This window comes from Flavobacterium sp. (genome assembly GCF_036759525.1).
In the GTDB taxonomy this organism is placed as follows: domain Bacteria; phylum Bacteroidota; class Bacteroidia; order Flavobacteriales; family Flavobacteriaceae; genus Flavobacterium.
The window spans coordinates 82,280-106,089 of record NZ_DAIOUN010000007.1 but is presented as its reverse complement, the minus strand read 5'-3'; the positions used below and the strand labels follow the sequence as shown (position 1 = coordinate 106,089).

The following is a 23,810-nucleotide window of genomic DNA, read 5'->3' as shown; positions in this document are numbered from 1 at the left end:
AAATATTCGTTATCCATTCGTAAAGAATTGACTACATTTGAAAAAACACATCTATTTTATGTCTGAATTTGAAAAACAATATCAAAACATCCTCAATAACCTTCAATTTGAGGACTTCAATTGGGTTACCAAACGTATTATCGACTTAACTTTGGATACCGAAAACGAATCCTTTTATTCCCGAACTGTTGCTTTTTTAGACTACATAGATAGTCAACCTTCTACTGAAGATATAAAAATAGAATGTCAAAAAATACTATCAGAACTGTATGCTTTTTTAAAGAATAAAACAGAGCCTCAAAAAAAGCTTTTGGTTTCTTGTCAAGAAATGACAAAAAAATACAGCTCTAATGGCTTTTCACTTGGCCCCATTTCATTGAACATTCACGAAGGAGAAATTATAGGATTAGTAGGTGAAAACGGAAATGGTAAAACCACCTTGCTACGAACATTATGTGGTGAATTCACACCTACATCTGGGATTTTAACTTATCATTTTGAGTACACCGATTTGTATGATTTACGCACACAATTGGTTTACATTCCGCAAAGAACCGAAACCTGGCATGGGTCTATGTTTGAAAATTTGCAATTTACGGCAACTCATTATGGTTATAAACCTTCTGAAAATAAATGGGTTGTAGAACTGGTATTGGCTCGATTAGGTTTACGTAAATATAGAAAACACAAATGGAAAGACTTATCGTCAGGTTATAAAATGAGATTTGAATTGGCTAGATTGTTACTTCGAAAATCTAAAATTTTACTTATTGATGAGCCTTTGGCTAACTTGGATATTCTTGCCCAACAAACCATTTTGGAGGATTTTAAAACCATAGCCAAATCTCCTTTTCGACCACTGGGAATAGTCTTGAGTTCTCAACAACTATATGAAGTTGAAAAGACATCAGACCAAGTGGTATTTTTAAAAAATGGACAACAAAAAAATCTACATGAAAATTCTGCATCAACTACAGAAAGAGTGTTGAATTTCATTGTAGAATTTGAAACGACTTGGACTCAAAATGCTTTAGACGATTTGTTAAGAAAACACCATTTAGTTTCACTTCACTTTAATGGAAGTACATTTATAGCCGAGTTTGACCATGAATTTACGAGTTTCGATTTTTTAAAAATTGTTCATGATGCTCAAATACCTATGAATTACTACCGAGATATTTCAAACTCTACCCGCAGATTTTTTCTAACTTAAAATCCACATCATGTTCCAAAAAATAAATTCGTATTTGCTATTAAAACATCCTTTAGCATGGAATACCAAAATTTTACCGTTTCTATTCATTTTAATCTTATTTAATCTGATTTTTTTTGGTCTTGGTTATCAAGATGGAGCCTTAAATTTTAATCGGGACAACTACAACTATCAAGAATCTGTAGTTATTATTTTTAGTATTCTTTTGAGTATATTGGTATTCATAAGTTGGGCCTTATTGTATTTTAAAAACAATGCCTTCAAATCGTTTTATCCAAAAAGTGGCGTTTCTATCTTCAAAGAATGGTTGTTTATTTTGGTAATTTGTACTTTAAATTTATCGTACATTCCCACATACTTTTTTGCTCAGGAAAAAAGAGCACGTGATTATTTTACAGAATCTGAGTTTATATCCCGTTGTGAAATTATCACACAAGCCAGTATTTTCCTAGATGGTTCTTATCAAGAAGGTTATTACATTACGGTAGAGGATGGAGCAGGAAATTGGAAGCAAGTACGAAGAGATTCTTTTGATTTTGAAAACAGAAAATATGCTTTAGAATCATTAATCAATAAAGGGTATACAAGCTTTTCTATTTTGGATGACCAAAAGGATTCTCTTAATGTAATAAAGGTAAAAAAATGGATGATTGCCAATCAACAAGATTCAATCAAACAGGTATTGAATCAATTCCTTAAAATCTTAGACAGTCACAATTTAGAATCAAACATTTCGGGTGAAGAATGGTTTCAAAAAGTATACGATTTTCCGGAATTTACCAATTACTACAAAATTGGAAAACGAATTAATGCGGAGGATTATTACATTGAAGACTATTATGATGAAGAAGTTATTGCAGACACAACAGCAGTACAAGCCGTGATAGAATCTGCCTCATCCAATATTGAGTACGACCCCAAATCCTTTGATTTTAAATTAAAAAACGGTGTCAAAAATTATTACTACAAATACTATGTGAATTCTAAACATATGGAAGATGCCTATGATACCATTTCTAGGGCATGGACAAGTCCAACAATAGATTTTCAGTATCTAACTCTATTTTTCCATATTGTTTTTGGATTTTCATTCCTGTTTTTCTCCTTCCGTTTTACATCCGGAAGAAGTTGGTTAATCAGTTTACTAACAACTATAACGCTAGGCATTTTGATTGGTGCCGTATTTTCACTTCGCTTAGAGCCTAGTACACGTTTGAGTGTAATGATTGGTATTATTCTGTTTTTTATAGTATACTTTGCTGTAATTGTCTGGAAAAGTAGAACCAAAAAAATTTCTGCTGTAATACTAAATTTAGGAATTTGGCACTTTCAATTTCTACCCATTCTAGTGTATTATTTAATCATTGAGATTATGAAGTTGACCCAAAATTATTATAAGGTGTCTTACGATCAAAGGAATGCCACTCATTTTCCTGAAATTGAATTTTTAGAATCTTTTGTTGGTAACTTCTTGGGCATTAACCTTATTTTGTCAATAATTTTTATGTTTATCCTATCGAAATCTATACGAAAATGGAAAGGAATAGCCGAATCTTAATTTGTAAATTAATAAGAAATTGGATGATTATAATTATGACTGTAGGTTGGTTTTACGAATCTCAGTCACAAACAACTACGTTGTATTTTATTAGGCATGCCGAAAAAACCAATAGTTCATCCAATCCGGAATTATCTGAAGAAGGCATACAAAGAGCTTTAAAATGGGCTGCTTTTTTTGAAAAAATTCCTATTACTGTTTTTTATACTACACTAACCCAAAGAACTCAAATGACATGCAGTTACATAGCAACTACCAAGCAAAAAGAAATGATATTTTATGAGGCATCTAGGTTTTCAATAGAAGAAATTTACAAAAAACATCTTGGACAAACAATTTTGATAGTTGGCCATAGCAATACCATTCCTAAATATATCAACACTTTTTTAGGTTCAGAAATATATCCTCTACTTGATGAAAATAACTTTGGTAGTCTTTATACCCTAAAAATAGAAGAGGGAAAAGTTACCCATGATTTAGTTGTTTATAATTAAAAACTTCTCATGAAAAATGCCCCAAATCGTATCTAACTTTTTGGAGCATTTACTGAATATGCTTTTTGCAATATCAATTTACTGAACTGCAGTTAAGGCATTAATTATACCATGTCCAAACTGAGAATTTTTGGTGGGATAAAATTGTGAAGCTTGCTTCATTTTGGTCAATACCTGAGATTTTGTCCATGTTGGGTTTTTGGCCCAAACCAAAGCCGCAATACCTGCAGTAGTTGCCGTTGCCACAGAAGAACCGCCAACATAATCGGCTTGATTGTTGTAATAACTTAAGACAGGTACAGTATTGTTACTACCCGCTCTTTGCATCATAATTGTAAAATCAATTTCTGATCCGGTATGACATACATCACATTTTTGATAGGTTGATGCTTCTTTAATTCCAGTAACCGCAACTGTTTCTGGCATCCAAGCTGGGAAAATTACACCTACAAAATTGGTAAACGAAGTTGATGTCCCTCCGGCACAAAAAATAAGCTTTCCTCTATTGTTGGCATAACGTACCCCATCTTCTATTCGACCAACTGAAAAGATATGACCCATTGACATAGAAATAATCTTAACATCTGTTCTATTTCCCAATGCTGTAAATGCTTGTTCAACGCCCCGTTGTTCATGATATCCATTCAAAACTACATCAGATGAAGCTCGATAAGAAATTAAATTAGAGTTGTAGGCTACCCCAACAGGTAAACCAACCGAATTTCGAGGTGCTGTTGCCACAGATGCCATACTGGTACCATGACTACATAAATCGTTTACCCCATCTGTTGTTGTAGACCATGGCCAAATTGAATCTACGTAGGTTCCGTACTTTTGAACGTATCTTCCAGTTGAGAGTCCACTATTAAAACTACCATTCATAAGAGATTGTTGCGGAGATAAACCGGTATCAACAATTCCAATACCAACTCCGGAACCTGAGGTCAAATTCCAAGCTGCAGGTATATTGTGTCTGTAAAAAGACCATGGTACACGAGCATTTGGGGTAACCGTTGTAAAATCCAGACTGCTTAACGTAGCCGAACTATATCCACAACCTGAGCTTGAAAAAACTTGATACTCATCAGAGTTTCCAGAATTTTCATAACTAAAATATTTATAATCTGCCGGTTCAACATAACGTACATTCTTGTTTTTACGAAGTAATTCAAGGGTTTGGGGTTTGGTTATTTTTACATCAAATAATTTCAAATGCTCACTTTGGTAAACCAAAATTTCACTAATAGATTTCTCCTCAGATTTAGAAATAAGTTGCAACAAATTTTGTTGTTGTGACTGATGGGTTGAAGTATTTGATTTTTCAAAATCGGTACTTGAAGTACCATAACCAACGGTTGCTAGATTATTTCCAATCTTTATTGCACTCCATAAAGTATGAATGGTAACATTTTTCCAGTAAAACTTAGTTCCGTTGCTGTTAAACGAATTGATAATATCGTTTACTTGTCGTGCCGTTAAAGGTTCTTGATTCATTTGAAATGAATCATTCGTTTCATTTAAATTTTCATCTTGAGAACAAGAAACTAAAATCAAGAAGAAGGAAACCAAAACAAAAAGTGATTTTTTTACCATAATTACTATTTTTTTAAGACTATTTAAACGAATATACTAAAATATTCTTACGTATTAAAAAAAAGTCCGACACTTAAAGTATCGGACTTTACAATTCCAAAATTCTTTGGAATAACTAACCAATCTAAAACTTAGAATCTCATCCCAAAACCTAAACCAATTATCCAGGGATTAATTTCTACCTCTGCAGGAATAGACAAACCAGCAGCTAAATTTGAAGCATCAACGGTTACATCGGTTTTCAAGAACAATCTTTTTACATCAAAATTTATAAAATAGGTATCATTAATAAAAACATCAAAACCGGCCTGAGCTGCAAATCCGATAGCATTGTCGTACTTCACATCTTTTACTACACTTCCTTCTTTGACATTATAAAAAATGGTATAATTAATTCCGGCACCAACATAAGGTTTAAATTTTTTCTCTTGTAAAGGGTAAAAATGATATTGAGCCGTCAAAGTTGGAGGTAATAACCATACACTGCCTAAATCTACATCAAAACTTGTAGGCCCGCCAATAGCAGAGATGTCAGAGCCAACAGTATTAACATCGTGTTTGGTAGTTCCTAAAATCAATTCTGCTGCAAAATTCTTTGTAAAAAAATATGTGAAATCAAGTTCGGGAACAATGGTGTTCGAAATGGCAACATCACCACCTATGATACCAATTTTGGCACTCTCGTTGGGTACTACCCCTATGGCACGTAATCGCATTTGCCATTTTTTAAATTCCGGTGCCGGTTTTTCTTCTTGAGCAAACAAACTATTACCGACTAATAGTGTCAGTGTAAGCATTAAAATTCCTATTTTTTTCATGTTATTGTTGTTTAAAATTAACAGTTCAAAAATAACGTCAAGAAAAAAGTAAAAACCTGACAAAAATCATTGTCTGAAATGAATTTCTACAGTAATAATTTTTAGTTTTCCTAATTTTTGTTGCTACATTTGCAATCCGATGCAAAAAACAATAAACATATTAAACAAACGAGCCAAATTTGATTTCGAAATTTTAGATCGATACGATGCCGGAATAGTATTGACGGGTACTGAAATTAAATCCATTCGACTTGGAAAAGCTTCTATAGCCGAGAGTTTTTGTGAATTTAATAATGGAGAATTATTTGTAATCAACTCCAATATTGAAGAGTATTCCTTTGGCACACATTATAATCATAAAGCAAAAAGCGAAAGAAAACTACTTTTAAATAGAAAGGAATTAAAAAGTCTGGAAAAAGATTTACAAAACAAAGGCCTCACTATCATACCACTTCGTTTATATATCAACGAAAAAGGATACGCCAAAATGGAAATTGCACTTTGTCGTGGAAAGAAAAACTATGACAAACGTGAAAGCATTAAAGACCGCGACAGCAAAAGAGACATTGATCGAATTAAAAAGAACTTCTAATTTATAATAAAATTTTAAATAATAGATGATTGTTTTTGATATTTTTAAATTTATGACTAAATTTGTCATGACAAAATAATTTAAAAATGAAAAACTTATTAAAAACAGCTCGTGAAAATAAAAATTTAAAAACCAGAGAAGTAGCACAACTATTAGGAATTGATCAAGCCTTGGTTAGTAAGTTTGAAAATGGTAATCGAAAACCAACCCGTGAACAAATAGTTAAGTTAGCCTCAATTTTAGAAATAGATTATGAAACATTGATGGTAGCTTGGTTGAAGGAAAAAATATTATATGAAATAGGAGATGATGAAAATTTTGGTCTAAAAGCACTTATGGTTGCAGAAAGTGAAATGAAATACAATGCCGCTTTTAAACGAGACACGATTTCAAATTCATTAAAAAGTATACTAAATGAAATTGATGCTTTAAAGAAAGTTTTAGATCAAAAAAGAGCATTGGACAGTTATAGAATTGCACAAGCACTGGAATTAGAATATACTTTTGAAAGCAATCGAATTGAAGGAAATACGCTAACACTAAGAGAAACAGATTTAGTTATTAATGAAGGTCTAACCGTTTCCGGAAAAAGTATGCGTGAGCATTTGGAAGCCATTAATCATCAAGAGGCAATTGGTTATATTAAACAATTAATGGAAAAAGGATTTAGCTTTTCAGAACGAGAATTATTAACCATACATAATCTCATTTTGAGAGGAATTATTCCGGAAGATGCCGGAAGATATCGTCGTGTTCAAGTTATGATAAAAGGAAGCAGCCACATGCCGCCACAACCTTATAATGTAGCAAAAGAAATGGAAGATTATTTTATTTGGTATGAAACCCATAAAAACAAAATGCATCCGGTGGTTTTGGCATCAGAAATGCATGAACGATTGGTTACTATCCATCCGTTTATTGATGGAAATGGTAGAACCTCACGCTTGGTCATGAATTTAATTTTATTACAACACGGATATGTAATTGCCAATATAAAAGGTGATTATGACAACCGAATGAAGTATTATACTGCTTTAGAAATTGCCCAAACAAATGGCAATAAAGAAGATTTTTTACTTTTTATTGCCCAAATTGAAAAGGAAAGTTTAGAGCGATATATCAATATTATTGGTTAAAAAAAGCCCGCTTCGGCGGGTTATATTTTAATTCTTATCCTCCAACAACGGTACAAATCGGAATTCTCCAAACTCATGTTTTTCAAATTGGGTTTCGTTTTTACGAATTAGTAAGGTCATAATTTGTTCCTTTTCACCAAGTGGAATAACTAGCCTTCCTCCAATTTTTAATTGAGCCATTAAGGGTTTAGGAATAATTGGTGCTCCTGCAGTTACAATGATGCTATCAAACGGTGCATAATTGGGTAAACCTTTATACCCATCTCCAAACGCTAAATATTTGGGTCTAATTCCTAATTTAGGCAATAAATTAAACGTTGCTTTGAATAATTCGTTTTGACGTTCTACGGAATAAACTTTGGCTCCCATAGTACATAAAACAGCCGTTTGATAGCCGGAACCGGTACCAATCTCAAGAATTTTATCGTCTTTTTTTACCTCCAATAATTGGGATTGAAAAGCTACTGTATAGGGTTGTGAAATCGTTTGTCCGGCACCAATGGGAAAAGCTTTGTCTTGGTAGGCAAATTGTTCAAAACCGGAATCAAGAAACATATGCCTGGGGATTTTTTTTATGGCTTCTAATACATTTTTATTGGTAATCCCTTTTTCAGCTAAATGTTTTACTAACTGATTGCGAAGTCCTTGATGTTTTTCTGTATCTCTCACTTGGGGTTTGGGTTTGTTTGGGTAAAATTAAAGTATAAATAGTGAACTTGCAAATTTGTTGTTGGTTGTCGGTTGTCTGAAAACTGAGACTGTAAACTAAAAACAGAACACTCCCCTGCCCCCGATTGTAGTGGAAAGCATTTTGCAGGCCACTTGATCCTTTTCTTGCCAAAAAATTGCGACCAGAGGGAGCCCATTTTTTGGCTTAGAAAAGGCCAAGTGGACAAAAAATCTTGTAACGAAAAGCGGGAAAAGGCTCAAAAAAATACAATTCTAAATTTTGATTTATGAATTTTACAATTTGATTGCAATATGCTCTCATAATTACTATTTTTGATAAAATTTACATTTATGCTTAAAGTTGGCGTTTTGGGTGCCGGACACCTTGGAAAAATACACTTGCGATTACTCAATCAATCTTCCAAATACGAATTAGTTGGTTTTTATGACGAAAATGCCGAATATGCCGAGAAAATAGCGGCTGAATTTGGCTATAAACGATTTGATACGATTGCCAAATTAATTCACGCTGTGGATGTGATTGATATTGTAACTCCTACGCTTTCGCACTATAAATGTGCTAAAGTTTCGATTAAATCGGGCAAACATGTTTTTATTGAAAAACCAATTTCTACCACCGTTGAAGAAGCGGAAGAAATTATTGCTTTAGCTAAAGAATTCAATGTTAAAGGTCAAGTGGGTCACGTGGAGCGATTTAATCCGGCTTTTATTGCGGTGAAAAATCAAATTGACAACCCGATGTTTATTGAAACCCATCGATTGGCAGAATTTAATCCGAGAGGAACCGATGTTCCCGTGGTTTTAGATTTGATGATTCATGATATTGATGCGATTCTGAGTGTGGTGAAATCGAAAGTGAAAGCGGTTCATGCGAGTGGTGTTTCGGTGTTGAGTCAGTCACCCGACATTGCCAATGCTCGAATTGAGTTTGAAAATGGTTGTGTGGCGAATGTGACTTCGAGCCGAATTTCGATGAAAAACATGCGGAAATCACGCTTTTTTCAAAAAGATGCGTACATCTCGGTGGACTATTTGGACAAAGTGTGTGAAGTGGTAAAAATGAAAGACGCCCCCGAAGTTCCGGGTGATTTTGATATGATTTTGCAGAATGCCGAAGGTGTGAAAAAACAAATTTATTTTGACAACCCGGTGGTTTCGATGAACAATGCCATTTTGGATGAATTGGAAACGTTTGCCGATGCGATAAACAATAATACGACTCCGGTGGTAACGTTGGAAGATGGAACAAATGCTTTGAGAGTAGCATATATGATTATTGATTCGATGGGGAAATAATAATTTGTTTCAAGTTTCAGGTTTCACGTTATTGCTAAATCTGAAACTTGAAACTTGAAACCTGACACGAGCCTGAAAGGCGACTGGCGAAGCAAACTTGAAACAAAAACAAACTAAACATACATAATGAAAACAATCGCAGTAATTGGAGCAGGAACGATGGGAAATGGAATTGCCCACACCTTTGCTCAAAGCGGATTTACCGTAAAACTTATTGATATTTCCGAAAAATCATTGGAAAAAGGAATGGCAACGATTGCTTCCAACTTGGATAGAATGGTGGCTAAAGGAACGATTTCGGAAGACGACAAACACAAAACGATTTCTAATATTATCACGTACACCGATATAAAAGATGGTGTAGTTGGAACGGATTTAGTGGTGGAAGCCGCCACTGAAAATGTGGGGTTAAAAATGAACATCTTTAAACAACTGAGTGAGGTTTGCGACCATAATGTGATTTTAGCAACGAATACTTCATCTATTTCCATTACGCAAATTGCAGCTCAGGTGGTGCATCCTGAACGCGTAATTGGCATGCATTTTATGAATCCGGTGCCGATTATGAAATTGGTTGAAATCATTCGTGGGTACAACACTTCGGATGAAGTGACTAAAATCATCATGGATTTATCTGTAAAATTAGGTAAAACGCCAACGGAAGTGAACGACTATCCCGGATTTGTGGCTAATCGCATTTTAATGCCCATGATTAATGAATCGATTGAAACGTTATACAACGGAGTAGCCGGCGTTCAAGAAATTGACACGGTTATGAAACTCGGAATGGCTCACCCAATGGGACCGTTACAACTAGCCGATTTTATTGGTTTGGATGTTTGTCTTTCCATCTTGAATGTAATGTATGACGGTTTCAAAAACCCAAAATATGCTCCTTGCCCACTTCTGGTAAATATGGTGATGGCCGGAAAATTAGGTGTAAAATCCGGAGAAGGATTTTATGATTATTCGGAGAGTAAGAAAGCGGAAAAAGTTTCGAGGCAGTTTATAAAATAGAGTGATTAGTGAATAGTAATTAGTGATTAGCGGCCACTAATTACTATTCACTAGTTACTATTCACTTTAAATCATGAGCAAAATAATCCCCTTCAAAGCCGTTCGTCCCACTGCGGATAAAGTGGGCTTGGTTACGTGTAGAAATTATGACGATTACAGTTCGGCTGAGTTGGCGGCTTGGTTGAGTTTTAATCCGTATTCGTTTTTGCATGTAATTCATCCGGCGTATGTACATTCGCAAAAAATCACCTTAGATAAACGTTTCAAAGGTGTAGCTCATAAATACCAAGATTTTAAGGCCGATGGTGTTTTTGTTGAAGAAACAAAACCGGTTTTTTTTGTGTATGAAATCCAGACGAAAACCAATTCGTTTACCGGAATTGTAGCCGGAACTTCCATAGACGATTATAAAAATAATGTCATCAAAAAACACGAAGACACGTTGCAATATCGCGTGGAATTGTTCAAAGATTATTTACATCAAACCGGTTTTAATACAGAGCCGGTTTTGATTACTTATCCGGATAATAATTCAATTAATCAATGGATTACTGAAAAGAAAAAAAGTATTCCTCTATACAATTATGCCACCACCAATAAGGAGAAACATCAGTTATGGAAAATTGATGATGAAGCAGAAATTGAGTGGTTGCAACAACAATTTGAACAAATTCCGGAGTTGTATATTGCCGATGGACATCACCGTTCAGCTTCGGCAGAATTATTACATGATGAATATAAAGCTGAGAGAAATGACAATTTGAACTATTTCATGAGTTTCCTTATTGCCGAAAGTGAAGTGAAAATATATGAATTCAATCGGATTATTCGTGATTTGAATGGTTATGAAGTCAATGATTTTTTAGCCCAATTAGATGAACATTTTATCATCAAAAACAAAGAACAAGAATTGTGGAAACCCCAAAGTAAATTTGAGTTTGGGATGTATTTGGATGGAAATTTTTACGCCTTGTTTTATAAATTGGAAAACAACAATCCCACGATTTTAGAAAACTTAGATGCTCAAATTTTATATGATAAAGTCTTGCATCCTTTACTTGGTATTGAAGATTTGCGTAATGATGAACGTATTGAGTACATACCCGGAAAACAATCTGTTTTAACCATCAAAGAGTTGATAGATGAAGGCGAATTTGAAGTAGGTTTTATGCTTTATCCATCGGATATTTCGGAGATTAAAGCCTTGGCAGATAACAATATGATTATGCCTCCGAAGAGCACCTACATTGAACCGAAGTTTAGAAGTGGGTTGATGGTGTATGAATTGTAATTTGAAAATTTGAAAATGAATATAGCAGAAAATCTTTCACAAATAATATCCTCCCTTCCCTCCCACGTAACCCTAGTTGCCGTTTCCAAAACCAAACCAATTGCAGATTTGATGGAAGCCTACCATGCCGGGCAACGCATTTTTGGTGAAAACAAAATTCAGGAAATGACGGAAAAATGGGAACAAATGCCCAAAGACATTCAATGGCACATGATTGGTCATGTTCAGTCGAATAAGGTAAAATACATGATTCCGTACGTGAGTTTAATTCATGGTGTAGATAGTTTGAAATTATTAAAAGAAATCAATCGCTTGGCAGCCAAATGGAAAAGAACAGTTGATTGTTTGTTGCAAATTCACATTGCGGAAGAAGACACAAAATTTGGTTTGGATGAAAAAGAATTATATGAAATTCTGAATTCAGAAGAATTGAAAACCTTTGAAAATATTCGTATTGTCGGTTTAATGGGAATGGCTACATTTACAGATAATCAGGAGCAAATCAAACGCGAATTTTTACATTTGAAATCTATTTTTGACCAATACAACCAACTGAACACTGCCAACTGCCAACTGACCACTTTATCCATGGGCATGAGCGGCGATTACCAACTCGCTATTGAATGCGGAAGTACGATGATTCGAATTGGAAGCAGTATATTTGGTAGCAGATAATAAACTAATTACTATTCACTAATTACTAATCACTTTTTTTTGTACGCAATCTTAGACATAGAAACCACCGGAGGTCAATACAACGAAGAAGGAATCACCGAAATTGCCATTTATAAATTTGATGGTCATGACGTCGTGGACCAATTTATCAGTTTGGTGAATCCTGAAATTCCGATTCAGCCGTTTGTGGTAAAATTAACCGGTATTAACAACGCCATGTTGCGTTCGGCTCCTAAGTTTTATGAAGTAGCCAAACGCATCATTGAAATAACCGAAGGTTGTATAGTGGTGGCTCATAATGCTTCGTTTGATTATCGAATTTTACAAACTGAATTCAGAAGACTGGGCTTTAAATTTCAAAAACCTACCCTTTGTACTGTTGAGTTATCCAAAAAATTATTACCGGGTCATGCTTCGTATAGTTTAGGAAAATTGGTTCGTGCACTTGGAATTCCAATGGCCGACCGCCATAGAGCCAGTGGTGATGCGATGGCAACGGTGAAATTATTCAAAATGCTTTTGGCAAAAGATGTTGAAAAAGAAATTTTAAAAAGCTCCGTAAAAACTGAAATTAAATCGGGCATGTCGCCTAAATTACTGGATATTGTAGAAAATCTTCCCTCTAAAACCGGAATCTATTATATTCATAATGAAAAAGGGGATTTGATTTACATTGGCAAAAGTAAAAACATTAAAAAGCGTGTCAATCAACATTTTACCGGAACAAGCCGAAAGTGCAAAAAAATTCAAATGGAAGTGTATACGGTTACGTATGAAGAAACCGGTAGCGAACTCATTGCCCTTTTGAAAGAAAGTGAAGAAATAAAGATTAACAAACCCATTTACAATCGGGCACAACGAAAAACGTTATTTCAATGGGCTTTGTATCCTGTAAAAAACGATAATGGGTACATTTGTCTTTCCCTCCAAAAAACAGACGGCCGTAAAAAAGAAATTACTTCCTTTTCGTCTATTCAAGAAGGAAAAAATGCCTTATTTAAGATTACTGACCAGTACCATTTATGCCAAAAAATTAATGGCTTGTATGAAACCCAAAATTCGTGTTTCAAATATAAAATTAAAGAATGTGACGGTGCGTGTATAGGAGAAATTAGCCCTGAGGAATACAACGATAGAGTTCAGGAATTTATAGACAATAATGAGTTTGAAAGCCAGAATCGAATCATTATCGACAGAGGCAGAAGTTTGGAAGAACGTTCGGCTGTATTGATTGAAAATGGCATTTATAAAGGCTATTGTTTTTTTGATTTGAATTATCAGATTACTAATGTAGAGGTGCTACGAAATATTATTATCCCCATGCAAAATAATCGTGATACCAAAAACATCATCAATGGCTATTTGCGAAAGCACAAAGTCATGAAGATTATTCCGTTTTAATTTAAGTATATTTGTAGTAAAGGGTTGTAAAATGAAAGAAGTAAAATCGAAATTTGATGTTTTCCGGCAAAAAGCCCATATCATCATTTACGGTACCAACACGGTAGCAGGACGTTTATTCGATCTAATTCTTTTGGGTTTAATTTTACTCAGTGTGGTTTTGGTTATGTTGGAAACCGTTACCGGATTTGATGAAAAATACCATGACCAACTCATTTTATTAGAATGGATAATCACCATTTTTTTTAGTATTGAATATATCCTTCGGATTATTTGTATCAATAAACCTTGGCGTTACATTTTGAGTTTTTATGGCATAATCGACTTAATTGCCATTTTACCAATGTATTTATCATTATTCTTTGTTGACACCCATTTATTGGTGATTGTTAGGGCTTTACGATTACTGAGATTATTCAAAATATTGAACCATCCTCATTTTTCGGGTCAGTCGCAACATTTAAGAAAATCATTAATTGCCAGCAGAGGAAAAATTGTGGCATTTATGTATTTTGTTTTAATCAGTTGTATTTTGATTGGTTCATTGATGTATGTAGTAGAGGGAAAAGAAGCCGGTTTTACCAGTATTCCCACTAGTATTTATTGGTGCATTGTGACTTTAACCACTGTTGGATATGGCGATATTTCTCCTATTACACCTTTAGGTCAATTTATAGCTTCTATTGTAATGATTATGGGTTACGGAATTATAGCCGTTCCTACCGGAATTGTGACTGCTGAGATTGCTCGCTCAGAATACAAAAGAGGTCGTGATTCTAAAAGACATCATTGCATGAATTGTGGTAAAGATGACCACGGTGAAGATTCCAAATTTTGCTACAATTGCGGAGAAGAGTTAGACGAAAATTCATAAAAATTGTGACAAAAACAAATTACCTTATTACAATTATTGGTCCAACAGCTATAGGCAAAACCGCTTTGAGTATTGCTTTGGCTCAACATTTTGGTTGTGATATCATTTCATGCGACAGTCGTCAATTTTTTAAAGAAATGAAAATAGGAACCGCTGTTCCAAATGAAGAGGAATTGAAAGCGGCACCTCATCATTTTATCCAACATAAATCTATTTTTGAGTCGTACAATGTTGGTGATTTTGAACGGGAAGCTCTTTTGAAATTGGATGAATTATTTGAAAAAAATAACATTCAAATTATGGTGGGGGGTTCAGGATTATATGTAGAGGCTATTTTGAAAGGTTTTGATGATTTTCCGGATATTCAACCTTCCATTCGTGAAGAAATTAAAGCCGAATATAAATCAAAAGGTTTAGATTATTTACAGGACAAATTGAAAGATTTAGATCCGATTTATTTTGAGAAAATAAGTTCTGAAAATCCGCAAACCTTGCAAAACCCGCAACGGATGATGCGATTTGTAGAAGTTTGTTTGGGAACCGGAAAACCGTATTCTTCTTTTTTGAATCAGAAAAAAAATAAGCGAAACTTCACTCCGATTATTATTGGTTTGGATGCCAATAGAGAAATGATGTATGAACGAATTAACCGAAGAGTGGATTTGATGATGAATGAAGGTTTATTGGAAGAAGCCAAAAACGTGTACCCAAATAAACACTTAAATGCCCTGCAAACCGTTGGTTACAGAGAATTATTTGATTATTTTGAGGGTAAAACCAGCTTAGATTTTGCCATTGATGAAATCAAAAAAAATACGCGTCGTTTTGCGAAACGTCAACTCACTTGGTTTAAACGAACTGAAAATGTCAATTGGTTTGATTTTGAAGATGATAGATCTAAAATCAATCAACGTATAGCAAATTTAATTTCCAACGAACCCCAATAAATTAAATGATATGAAAAAAATTGCCCTTATCTTATTTTTGTTTCCTTTTCTACTAGCTACACAATGTGATGAAGATGAACGTCCTTGTGGTCGTTATGTGGAATGGCAAATACCAAATTTGATATCCATAGAAAATCAACAAACGACCTATACTGTTGGAGATGTATTGTGGTTGTCTGCTATTGTAGATCGCAATCAAAATAATGGAAATGCAGCAATAGATTTATTTTCTTTCGATACCAAACTCAGTTATTATATTGACTTAAAAAAATCTTCTGTTTACAACACTTTTTTTTATTTGTATTTAAACGATAATACATCGGTTGTGGAACAGGGAGAAGCAGAATCTAATACGGTAATTTTAACCCCAGAAAATGACACTTTTAAAAGTAAATTTGGTATAAAGTTACTGGAAAGCGGCACTTATACACTCACCGTTTACAACATAGCTTCCTATAATCCGAATCAGGTGGGTTGCAATTTTACGCGACATTCTTTGGTTACAGATTTCAGTGAATTAGAGAGTAACACCTTCACTTTTGAAGTTCAATAAATACCATTAAAATGCCCATATCCCCCCTTTTTACTTCCGAATTTTCCAAAGATTGGGAAATTAATTTTATTCAATGCTATCCAAACGGACAGTTGAAACATACCGAATTGTGTAACATTTTGCAACTTACGGCAGGTTTACATGCCGAGTTGGGTGGATTGAGTTTTAGCGATATGCAAGTTTTTCATCAAGCTTGGGTATTGAGTAGAATGCGTGTTGAAGTAAGTGATTTACCCAAATGGCGTGATGTGGTTACCGTAAAAACGTGGATTGTTGAAATGAAAGATTCACGCTCGGTTAGGGCTTTGGAGTTGTATTTGGGAGACCGAAAGTTGGCCGGAGCACTCACTTATTGGGTGGTTATCAATACCGAATTACGGAAACCGGAAGCATTAGCTTTACCTTTTGAACATTTTACTTTTTATCCGGAGAGGTTACCTACAGTTAAATCTTTTGAGAAAATTGATTTGAATGGTGCTTTGCAATTTTTAAAACAAAAAACTATAGTGTTATCGGATTTGGATATAGTGAATCATGCCAACAATGTAAAATATTTAGAATGGTGTTTGGATGGTTTGAATGCCAATGTTATTTTGAAAAATAAAGTTCAGGCGTTTGACCTGAATTTTTTGAGGGAATTGCATTGGAATGACGAAATAGAAATTCAAACTTCATTGGAAGAAAATCCGGAATTGATGACGGTAACCAAGAGTGGAAAAACCAGTTTTGCACTGAAATTGGAATATAGCAGGTAATCCTACCCCAGATTGTAACGGAAAGCATTTTGGGTAAAAAAAACTAGAATTCTTAAAGCGAAAAAGCGACCGGAGGAAGCTCTTTTGGGTTTGTAGAATTCTTTTTTTTTGCACAAAATCTTGTAGTGAAAAGCTGGAGAAGGGTTCAAAAAAAAGCTCCCAAAAATTGAGAGCTTTTCTTGTTACTGGGCAACTTTGTTTTTGATTACCAATCGGAAACCTTCGCCGTGGATGTTTAAAATTTCAACATCTTCGTCAGATTTAAGGTATTTTCTCAATTTGGCAATATATACGTCCATACTTCTGGAAGTGAAATAGTTATCATCTCTCCAGATTTTGGTTAAGGCCAATTCACGTGGCATCAAATCATTTTCATGAAGAGCCAACATTTTTAATAATTCGTTTTCTTTAGGTGATAATTTGATGGGTTCGTCATTCCCAAAAGTCAAGAAACGCAATTTAGAATTCAAATGGAATTTACCAATTTGGAATTCGAATTTCAAATTATCGGTTTTACTTTCGGTTTGTTTGCGTTGCATGATAGCTTTAATTTTCATCAACAACACTTCTGAATCAAAAGGTTTATTCAAATAATCATCGGCTCCAACTTTGTATCCTTTTAATACATCTTCTTTCATTGATTTAGCGGTAAGGAAAATCAAAGGCACGTCTTTATTTTTCTCACGAATTTCTTTAGCAAGAGTATAGCCGTCTTTGTAAGGCATCATGACATCCAAAATACACAAATCGTAGGTGTCTTTTTTGAATTTCTCAAAACCTTCCATTCCGTTTTTGGCCAGAACGACATCAAAATCGTTCAACATTAAGTAATCTTTCAATATAGCACCAAAATTGGGGTCGTCTTCTACTAAAAGAATTTTTTTGTTTTCTGCTTCCATAGGTTAATTTATTTAGAGGTAATTTAGTTTTTTTAAATATTAGTTTATTAAGGGTAATTTAATGCTAAAGGTACTTCCTTTCCCTTTTTCACTTTCTACGGAAATTTTTCCGTTGTGTTCTTCCACAATTCTTTTAACATAGGCTAACCCTAAACCATGTCCTTTGACATTGTGAATATCTCCGGTATGTTCTCTGTAAAATTTTTCAAAAATTCGTTTTTGAGCATTTTTAGACATTCCGGCCCCTTGATCTTTAATTTTTATTATAATAAAATCGTTTAAATTTTCTGTATAAATATCAATTAAAGGGGTGTCTGGCGAGTATTTTATGGCATTATCCAACATGTTAACCAACACGTTTGTAAAATGAACATCATTTAAAAGTACCGTTGTTCGGGTAGCTTTAAAGTGAGTATTGATAGTGCCTTGACGGTTTTCAATGATTAGGCTAACATGTTCAATTGCATCACCAATAATTTCATTTATATCTTTAGGTTCTTTGGCAATTTCAAGCTCCTTTTTCTCCAATTTAGAAATACGTAATACATTTTCTACTTGAGCATGCATTCTTTTGTTTTCATCTCGAATCATTTGCAAATACCTGTGAACCTTTTCTTTATCTTCAATAACTTTAGGATTTTTAATAGCATCCAGAGCTAAATTTATAGTTGCTATGGGTGTTTTAAACTCATGAGTCATATTGTTGATAAAATCAGTTTTGATTTCGGAAATTTGTCTTTGTTTAAATAATTGGTTCAAAGCGTTGCTGTAGGCAATAATGATAATTAAAGTAAACACTAAGGATAATGCGGCTATTCCAATTAAATCTGAAAAAATGAATTTTTTCTTTTCAGGGAAACTAACGAGTAGCTGATACTTACTAACTCCTTCATTATCCATAAAAATGGGTGTACTATACGTATCGTTTTTGTTAAATTTAAATTTTTCCGATTTTACTTTAGTAGCTAAACCATTACTGTAAATTCCAAACTCAAATGGAGTGTTTACACCGTATTCATTAAGTTGTCTTCGTAAAAGTTCTTGTAACTTTTCTTTAGAAACACGTCTCTGAATGGGATATGTTGAAGCAATATCATTGAAAGAAATATCGTACAATAATTTGTCTAACACCTTTACATTTCCAGACTTTTCAACTTTAATATCGGGTGAAATTGATTTTTGCAAATCCGATTTATCAAAAGCTCCTTTGGTGTAAATCTCTGTCTTTCGTTTTGAACTGAAGCTCTTAACCTTTAAACTGTCAATTTTTTTATCAAAGAACGATGGCGAAATAGTAAAATCTTGCGAATTGATACTATTTGAATAAATTATTGTTTCATTGGTTTGTGCATTGCGTTGGTAATACCCAAATTCTAAAAAATCTGTATTTACAACTTTATCGTTACCCGTACTGTCTTTAAATTGATTGATTCGATCAACAAAAGCTAATATTTCTTTTTGTTGTAAATCATCGGCAACACTTGCTAGCACTTGCTTTACATGAAATTTAAATTGCTCTTGGTTGTTTTCGAGTGAAGAGTTAAACCAATATACTTGTACCAGAATAATTCCAATGAGCGACAAACTCATTAAGAAAACAAGCAATCTAAATAATACTTTATTCATCGACACAAAATTAGGATTTTAACATTTGTATTGTAAATAGATTAACCAAACATTAACATGTTGCCATTTTTTTATATTTTATTCAAAACATTATGAATTTCAAGTACTTGACTTTTAGTATGTGATAAATTTACATTTTCAATAACAAAATCACTTAACGGAATTTTGATTTCGTCTGACCATTGGTTTGAAATTCTTTTCACTACAGAATCATAATCGGTTTCGTCTCTCTTTAGAACTCTTTCTATTCTTATTTCTTGCGGTGCTGTTACTAAAATTACTTTAAAACACTGTTTGTAACTTCCTGACTCAAATAAAATGGCTGCTTCTTTAATTACGTATTTTGCTTTACTGTGGATTTTGAGCCATTGTTCGAATTTTTTTTGAACTCTGGGATGAACAACTTGATTTAATTTTTGTAGTAAATCGGGATTCGAAAAAACTTGACTAGCAATATATTTCCTGTCTAATTTCCCTGCTTTATAAACATTATCTCCAAACAAACTTTGAAGTAAGGGTCGAACTTCTTCACTTTCACTAATTGTTTTAGCTTCATTATCCGCTATAAAAACAGGAACTCCTAGATCGGAAAAAAACCGAGCTACTGTAGTTTTTCCACTACCTATTCCTCCTGTTAAACCTATAACTTTAGTCATGAAATTTAGATTTAAAAAATAAGTCGGGAAATTGTTTTTCAGGATCTCTTTTCAAAATATTGAGGCTAATTTGAGATTCTAAAAATCCAATTCCGTAACCATAAAATTGAATCAAAACTGCTATTATAGATAAAAACCCAATTTTCAAACTTTTAGTATGCCAACTTGAAGTTATTAAAAGAATGAAAAAATAGCTGATGTAAAAATAAATTGGGATAAAAATGCCAAATAACATTATTAGTAAAGCTATATCCAATCCTATAATAAATAGAGTTGGGAACCAAAACGTTAATTTGGTAAACTCCGGATGCCACGTATTCAAAATGGGTCTAACTTTTCCAAATTTATATACTTGTTTGGCAAATTTAGACCAATCAATTCTCCGTTTATGATATACAAATGCTTTGGAAATAAGTTGCGTTTCAAAACCCAACTTCCAGAGTCTTATAGACAAATCAGGATCTTCGCCGGGATGAATTAACCCAAATCCATTTGAAGCTTCAAATGCCTTTTTGGAAATACCCATATTAAAACTTCGAGGCTGAAATTTTTGGGTTTTTTCAGAAGCTCCTCTAATTCCACCGGTTGTTAAAACAGATGTCATGCTAAAATTTATCGCTTTTTGGATTGAAGTAAAACTTGGGTGTGCCTCATCTGGTCCACCAAAACAATCGGAAAAGTTCTGATTAAGGGCAGCTTCAACATGTGAAAGATAGTTTTCAGGAATTATGCAATCAGAATCAAAAATTATAAAATAATCGCCTTTTGCTTTTTTCATCCCAAAATTTCTAGAATCACCGGGACCGGAATTCGCTTTGTAATAGAAGGATAAATTCAATTCGCTTTCAAATCTAGAAACCACTTCATACGAACTTAGAGTTGAACCATCATCAACTACAACAACTTCAAATGGTTTTCTGAAGTCTTGAAGTACCAAACTCTGAAGCAGTTCCTCTAATTCATCGGGTCTATTGTAAACCGGTATAACAATTGAAAAATACATGTATAAATTTTAACAAATATACACAAAAACAAAAAAGCCACGCTTGTAGCGTGGCTTTAGATTTGAAATTAGAAAAAATTAATTTTTAATAATTTTAAATGTTTTTTGCAATTGATCTTCTGTTGTTAAAGTAACTAAATAAGCTCCTGCAGATAAAGATGATAAATTAACTTGACCTTCTGTTGCGTTAATAGTAGCTTGTAACATTTGTTGACCTAATAAGTTTGTAACCGTAACTTTTTGAATTGCTGTAGCATAAGAAATATCTAAAACATCTCTCACTGGGTTTGGATAATATCTTAAACTGTTGTTATCAAAAGTTGCAGTGCTCAAAGAAGCATCATAAGCAGAGATACGGAACTGACCTTGAGAAGTAGAGCCAAATGACCATACTCTAACATATAGGGTAGTACCGGCTGCAGCTGTTACTGTTATGATTGAGAAGTTTCCACCTGATGGATTATCATCATTACAGGCCAACTGAGTTAAATTTCCACAAGATCCTGAATATACTGCCAAGCCTGAATCTGTCATGGCTCCTCCGGTTTGAGCTAAAGTTTGAATAGTTAATGTACCTGAATTAGGAACTACAACGCTATACCAAACATCACTGCCCTGAAACAAGCCACATGTTGGTGCAACTTCTGAGCTTGAAGCTGTTGCTCCAAAATTTGTACCAACAATTGCATTTTGATCAAAAACACCGCCCGGAGTTAAAGCAATAGCTCCTGAACATTCATCATTTGCTGGTGCTGGTGGTACTACACCACACTGAACTCTTCTAGTTCTTGAATCTTCATTATCTGTACAAGCATTATCTTCGTGGGTAAAAAATCTAATTACACCTGTAACAGACGAAGTCCATGTAACACTTCCTACACCAAATGCTAATACAGAAGTCCCATCAGCATTTGAAATAGTAATTCTATCAGTTACTATACTGCTTGAAAAAGTATACTCTGTACCCGTTTGAACTTGTACATTAGAATACTCACCTGCATAACCTACAGTAGTAATAACCTGAGCACTTCCCGTACAAGTAGGTGTAAATGTAGCCGTAGGCCATAATCCATTAGGAGCATTTAAACATCCCGTAAAAGGTGGCTCCTGAACAGTTAATACACCAGATATATGATTGGTTCCATCCCAGAAATTTCCACCTCCAGCACTGTAACCGCCATATACAAAAGGACCATTATTTAATCTGAAACGCGATGCATAATAATAAGTACCAGGAGTTAAACCCGTACCTAATTCTACTTGATATTCATCATTATTTCCAACACTTCCGGCATTCCAAGTGGCAGGAATCCAGTTTGTCCATGTATCAGGATTTGTATTTTCACCTGCTGGGCTTACACCAATCCAAGCTGTAATACCAGGAGCTTGCCCTACAATATTTGGAGCTACATCGGTTAAACCTCCTTCATAAATTTGAGCATAAACCGTAACGGTAGAATTTTGAGCTATGGTTGCTGAGCCCGGGAATTGTAAATTCACATAATCCGGTTGATCACTAGTAGGAACACCACAAACAATAGATTTTACTCTATTTACTTGAGAGGTCTCACAATTGATATTGTTATGTAAATAAAAACGTACAGTTCCTGTTAAAGTTGATACCCAAGTCAATGGTGCTGTTCCAAATGCTGCAGCAGTAACACCGTTATCAGTACTTATAGTTACAATATCAGTTGCTACGGAACTATTAAAGATATAAGTCTCTCCTGCAACAACGTTCACTACAGAATACTCTCCTGTCCAAGAATTATTGGCAATGGTATTAACAGTAATACCATCACAAGTTGCGGGCGTGTAGGCTGTTGCCGGAAATTGACCATTAGGCGATCCAAGGCAAAATCCAGTTGGTGCTGAAGTTGTAAAACTCCATTCTACACATCCAACTGCATTACCAGAAATATTTTTAGGAACTATTTTCCAATAGAAAGTAGTATTGAAACCGTCTACATTAATAACTTGAGAAGTAGTGGTATAATTCCCTACTAAAATAGTAGCATTTCCGGGAGTTAAACCATAAAATAAATCATAAGAAGTTGCTGCTGACCCCGTAGCAGAAGGCTCCCATGCGAAAGTAATTCCACCGGGAACCACATTTGTTGCACCATTAGCGGGCGAAACTACAGTAGCACATTCAGGAGCAGCAGGTAATGGTGCAATCATGTCAACATCGTCTATAGCCCATGTATCTCCATCGTCATTAGTCATTACAAAAGCTACATAAATAGTTTGACCAATATAAGCAGATAAATCAATTGCTTTAGCAGCTCTTACCGTTGGCACATCAGATTCCGTTTGCGTATTGACCACAGTAAATGTAGCATGATCGGTTTGTGATGTTGTAGATACACGAATGGTGTATACTGTTCCATATTCCGCAGTAAAAGTTTGTCTTTGAAAGAAAGACAAAACCGGGTTCGAGGCCGATACTGTAAATGCCGGGGTTACCATCCAATCCTCAGCTAAACCTCCATTAACGTCCTCCCATCGAACATAAGCAGCTCTCGTACCTGTGTTCACATCAGCAACTGCAGTTGATGTAGTCCAATCTTGCAAAACACCGATGTTGTTTACACCTCTGAAGGTTGTCCATCCGGTTGGAGGAAAAGCACCCTCGAAACTTTCTGGAAACTGAGCAAAAGCCGTAGTTCCCATCAGTAATAGAAAAAATAAAGTAATTTTTCTCATAGTTTAATGTTTAATAG

At 34.4% G+C, this 23,810-nt stretch carries 22 protein-coding genes; 14 read left to right on the top strand and 8 right to left on the bottom strand.

The window, feature by feature from the left end; translation table 11 throughout:
- The first annotated feature begins 58 nt into the window (after positions 1–58).
- Genes V7M80_RS07280 through V7M80_RS07270 form a run of 3 tightly spaced genes read left to right on the top strand, consistent with a single transcriptional unit; the run spans position 59 to position 3,265 of the window.
- Entirely contained in the window at positions 59–1,213 is a 1,155-nt protein-coding gene (locus V7M80_RS07280) for an ABC transporter ATP-binding protein (protein ID WP_333695107.1), read from the top strand.
- A 10-nt stretch (positions 1,214–1,223) separates the two neighbouring features.
- The gene (locus V7M80_RS07275) at positions 1,224–2,771 is read left to right on the top strand and encodes a hypothetical protein (RefSeq protein ID WP_333695106.1); all 1,548 of its coding nucleotides are present in this window, start codon (positions 1,224–1,226) and stop codon (positions 2,769–2,771) included.
- Between the two features lie 23 nt (positions 2,772–2,794).
- Complete coding sequence (locus V7M80_RS07270) at positions 2,795–3,265, top strand: phosphoglycerate mutase family protein (protein WP_333695105.1); 471 nt, start codon at positions 2,795–2,797, stop codon at positions 3,263–3,265.
- A 78-nt stretch (positions 3,266–3,343) separates the two neighbouring features.
- Here the strand turns inward: V7M80_RS07270 and V7M80_RS07265 are convergent, their stop codons facing one another.
- A complete protein-coding gene (locus V7M80_RS07265; RefSeq protein WP_333695104.1) occupies positions 3,344–4,858 on the bottom strand; it encodes a S8 family peptidase in 1,515 nt (504 codons plus the stop codon).
- 131 nt (positions 4,859–4,989) lie between these two features.
- On the bottom strand, positions 4,990–5,676 hold the full coding sequence (locus V7M80_RS07260) for an OmpW/AlkL family protein (protein WP_333695102.1): 687 nt from the start codon (positions 5,674–5,676) through the stop codon (positions 4,990–4,992).
- Between the two features lie 139 nt (positions 5,677–5,815).
- Between V7M80_RS07260 and smpB the strand changes: the two genes are divergently transcribed.
- The gene (gene smpB / locus V7M80_RS07255; protein ID WP_333695101.1) at positions 5,816–6,268 is read left to right on the top strand and encodes an SsrA-binding protein SmpB; all 453 of its coding nucleotides are present in this window, start codon (positions 5,816–5,818) and stop codon (positions 6,266–6,268) included.
- Positions 6,269–6,354: 86 nt separating this feature from the next.
- On the top strand, positions 6,355–7,404 hold the full coding sequence (locus V7M80_RS07250) for a Fic family protein (RefSeq protein WP_333695099.1): 1,050 nt from the start codon (positions 6,355–6,357) through the stop codon (positions 7,402–7,404).
- Positions 7,405–7,431: 27 nt separating this feature from the next.
- On the opposite strand, the gene V7M80_RS07245 is transcribed toward V7M80_RS07250, so the two are convergent.
- On the bottom strand, positions 7,432–8,073 hold the full coding sequence (locus tag V7M80_RS07245; RefSeq protein ID WP_333695097.1) for a protein-L-isoaspartate(D-aspartate) O-methyltransferase: 642 nt from the start codon (positions 8,071–8,073) through the stop codon (positions 7,432–7,434).
- Between the two features lie 351 nt (positions 8,074–8,424).
- Between V7M80_RS07245 and V7M80_RS07240 the strand changes: the two genes are divergently transcribed.
- From V7M80_RS07240 to V7M80_RS07200, 9 genes are all read left to right on the top strand, one after another.
- Positions 8,425–9,390: a Gfo/Idh/MocA family protein gene (locus tag V7M80_RS07240; RefSeq protein WP_333695096.1), complete on the top strand. Its 966-nt coding sequence runs from the start codon at positions 8,425–8,427 to the stop codon at positions 9,388–9,390.
- Positions 9,391–9,516: 126 nt separating this feature from the next.
- Positions 9,517–10,407, top strand: a complete 891-nt coding sequence (locus V7M80_RS07235; RefSeq protein WP_333695094.1) for a 3-hydroxyacyl-CoA dehydrogenase family protein — start codon at positions 9,517–9,519, stop codon at positions 10,405–10,407.
- A gap of 73 nt (positions 10,408–10,480) precedes the next feature.
- The gene (locus V7M80_RS07230) at positions 10,481–11,698 is read left to right on the top strand and encodes a DUF1015 domain-containing protein (RefSeq protein ID WP_333695092.1); all 1,218 of its coding nucleotides are present in this window, start codon (positions 10,481–10,483) and stop codon (positions 11,696–11,698) included.
- A gap of 15 nt (positions 11,699–11,713) precedes the next feature.
- Positions 11,714–12,373 carry a YggS family pyridoxal phosphate-dependent enzyme gene (locus tag V7M80_RS07225; RefSeq protein ID WP_333695090.1) on the top strand — a complete coding sequence of 220 codons (660 nt, stop codon included), beginning with the start codon at positions 11,714–11,716 and terminating at the stop codon, positions 12,371–12,373.
- A 39-nt stretch (positions 12,374–12,412) separates the two neighbouring features.
- Complete coding sequence (locus V7M80_RS07220; protein ID WP_333695088.1) at positions 12,413–13,774, top strand: exonuclease domain-containing protein; 1,362 nt, start codon at positions 12,413–12,415, stop codon at positions 13,772–13,774.
- Between the two features lie 31 nt (positions 13,775–13,805).
- Positions 13,806–14,648, top strand: a complete 843-nt coding sequence (locus tag V7M80_RS07215) for an ion transporter (protein ID WP_333695086.1) — start codon at positions 13,806–13,808, stop codon at positions 14,646–14,648.
- A 2-nt stretch (positions 14,649–14,650) separates the two neighbouring features.
- Entirely contained in the window at positions 14,651–15,595 is a 945-nt protein-coding gene (gene miaA / locus V7M80_RS07210) for a tRNA (adenosine(37)-N6)-dimethylallyltransferase MiaA (protein WP_333695125.1), read from the top strand.
- Between the two features lie 10 nt (positions 15,596–15,605).
- Entirely contained in the window at positions 15,606–16,148 is a 543-nt protein-coding gene (locus tag V7M80_RS07205; protein ID WP_333695084.1) for a hypothetical protein, read from the top strand.
- An 11-nt stretch (positions 16,149–16,159) separates the two neighbouring features.
- Positions 16,160–16,903 (top strand): acyl-[acyl-carrier-protein] thioesterase, encoded by a 744-nt coding sequence (locus V7M80_RS07200; protein WP_333695082.1) that lies wholly within the window; start codon positions 16,160–16,162, stop codon positions 16,901–16,903.
- Positions 16,904–17,085: 182 nt separating this feature from the next.
- Here V7M80_RS07200 and V7M80_RS07195 read toward each other — a convergent pair whose 3' ends face one another.
- The 5 genes from V7M80_RS07195 to V7M80_RS07175 form a co-directional block, all read right to left on the bottom strand.
- Positions 17,086–17,802 (bottom strand): response regulator transcription factor, encoded by a 717-nt coding sequence (locus V7M80_RS07195; protein WP_333695081.1) that lies wholly within the window; start codon positions 17,800–17,802, stop codon positions 17,086–17,088.
- 39 nt (positions 17,803–17,841) lie between these two features.
- The gene (locus tag V7M80_RS07190) at positions 17,842–19,428 is read right to left on the bottom strand and encodes a sensor histidine kinase (RefSeq protein WP_333695080.1); all 1,587 of its coding nucleotides are present in this window, start codon (positions 19,426–19,428) and stop codon (positions 17,842–17,844) included.
- 71 nt (positions 19,429–19,499) lie between these two features.
- Positions 19,500–20,084: a dephospho-CoA kinase gene (gene coaE / locus V7M80_RS07185; RefSeq protein WP_333695078.1), complete on the bottom strand. Its 585-nt coding sequence runs from the start codon at positions 20,082–20,084 to the stop codon at positions 19,500–19,502.
- Positions 20,077–21,087: a glycosyltransferase gene (locus V7M80_RS07180; protein WP_333695077.1), complete on the bottom strand. Its 1,011-nt coding sequence runs from the start codon at positions 21,085–21,087 to the stop codon at positions 20,077–20,079. Before V7M80_RS07180 ends, coaE begins: the two co-directional genes overlap by 8 nt.
- A 78-nt stretch (positions 21,088–21,165) precedes the next feature.
- Positions 21,166–23,793 (bottom strand): T9SS-dependent choice-of-anchor J family protein, encoded by a 2,628-nt coding sequence (locus V7M80_RS07175; protein ID WP_333695076.1) that lies wholly within the window; start codon positions 23,791–23,793, stop codon positions 21,166–21,168.
- Between the last annotated feature and the right edge of the window lie 17 nt (positions 23,794–23,810).

What these genes read in the sequence shown, in the direction of transcription:
- V7M80_RS07180 (WP_333695077.1), bottom strand. Translation starts at nt 21,087, where the DNA reads ATGTATTTTTCAATTGTTATACCGGTTTACAATAGACCCGATGAATTA.
- V7M80_RS07240 (WP_333695096.1), top strand. Translation starts at nt 8,425, where the DNA reads ATGCTTAAAGTTGGCGTTTTGGGTGCCGGACACCTTGGAAAAATACAC.
- V7M80_RS07205 (WP_333695084.1), top strand. Translation starts at nt 15,606, where the DNA reads ATGAAAAAAATTGCCCTTATCTTATTTTTGTTTCCTTTTCTACTAGCT.
- V7M80_RS07280 (WP_333695107.1), top strand. Translation starts at nt 59, where the DNA reads ATGTCTGAATTTGAAAAACAATATCAAAACATCCTCAATAACCTTCAA.
- V7M80_RS07250 (WP_333695099.1), top strand. Translation starts at nt 6,355, where the DNA reads ATGAAAAACTTATTAAAAACAGCTCGTGAAAATAAAAATTTAAAAACC.
- smpB (WP_333695101.1), top strand. Translation starts at nt 5,816, where the DNA reads ATGCAAAAAACAATAAACATATTAAACAAACGAGCCAAATTTGATTTC.
- coaE (WP_333695078.1), bottom strand. Translation starts at nt 20,084, where the DNA reads ATGACTAAAGTTATAGGTTTAACAGGAGGAATAGGTAGTGGAAAAACT.
- V7M80_RS07190 (WP_333695080.1), bottom strand. Translation starts at nt 19,428, where the DNA reads ATGAATAAAGTATTATTTAGATTGCTTGTTTTCTTAATGAGTTTGTCG.
- V7M80_RS07265 (WP_333695104.1), bottom strand. Translation starts at nt 4,858, where the DNA reads ATGGTAAAAAAATCACTTTTTGTTTTGGTTTCCTTCTTCTTGATTTTA.
- V7M80_RS07175 (WP_333695076.1), bottom strand. Translation starts at nt 23,793, where the DNA reads ATGAGAAAAATTACTTTATTTTTTCTATTACTGATGGGAACTACGGCT.
- V7M80_RS07230 (WP_333695092.1), top strand. Translation starts at nt 10,481, where the DNA reads ATGAGCAAAATAATCCCCTTCAAAGCCGTTCGTCCCACTGCGGATAAA.
- V7M80_RS07270 (WP_333695105.1), top strand. Translation starts at nt 2,795, where the DNA reads ATGATTATAATTATGACTGTAGGTTGGTTTTACGAATCTCAGTCACAA.
- V7M80_RS07195 (WP_333695081.1), bottom strand. Translation starts at nt 17,802, where the DNA reads ATGGAAGCAGAAAACAAAAAAATTCTTTTAGTAGAAGACGACCCCAAT.
- V7M80_RS07215 (WP_333695086.1), top strand. Translation starts at nt 13,806, where the DNA reads ATGAAAGAAGTAAAATCGAAATTTGATGTTTTCCGGCAAAAAGCCCAT.
- V7M80_RS07260 (WP_333695102.1), bottom strand. Translation starts at nt 5,676, where the DNA reads ATGAAAAAAATAGGAATTTTAATGCTTACACTGACACTATTAGTCGGT.
- V7M80_RS07200 (WP_333695082.1), top strand. Translation starts at nt 16,160, where the DNA reads ATGCCCATATCCCCCCTTTTTACTTCCGAATTTTCCAAAGATTGGGAA.
- V7M80_RS07275 (WP_333695106.1), top strand. Translation starts at nt 1,224, where the DNA reads ATGTTCCAAAAAATAAATTCGTATTTGCTATTAAAACATCCTTTAGCA.
- V7M80_RS07235 (WP_333695094.1), top strand. Translation starts at nt 9,517, where the DNA reads ATGAAAACAATCGCAGTAATTGGAGCAGGAACGATGGGAAATGGAATT.
- V7M80_RS07225 (WP_333695090.1), top strand. Translation starts at nt 11,714, where the DNA reads ATGAATATAGCAGAAAATCTTTCACAAATAATATCCTCCCTTCCCTCC.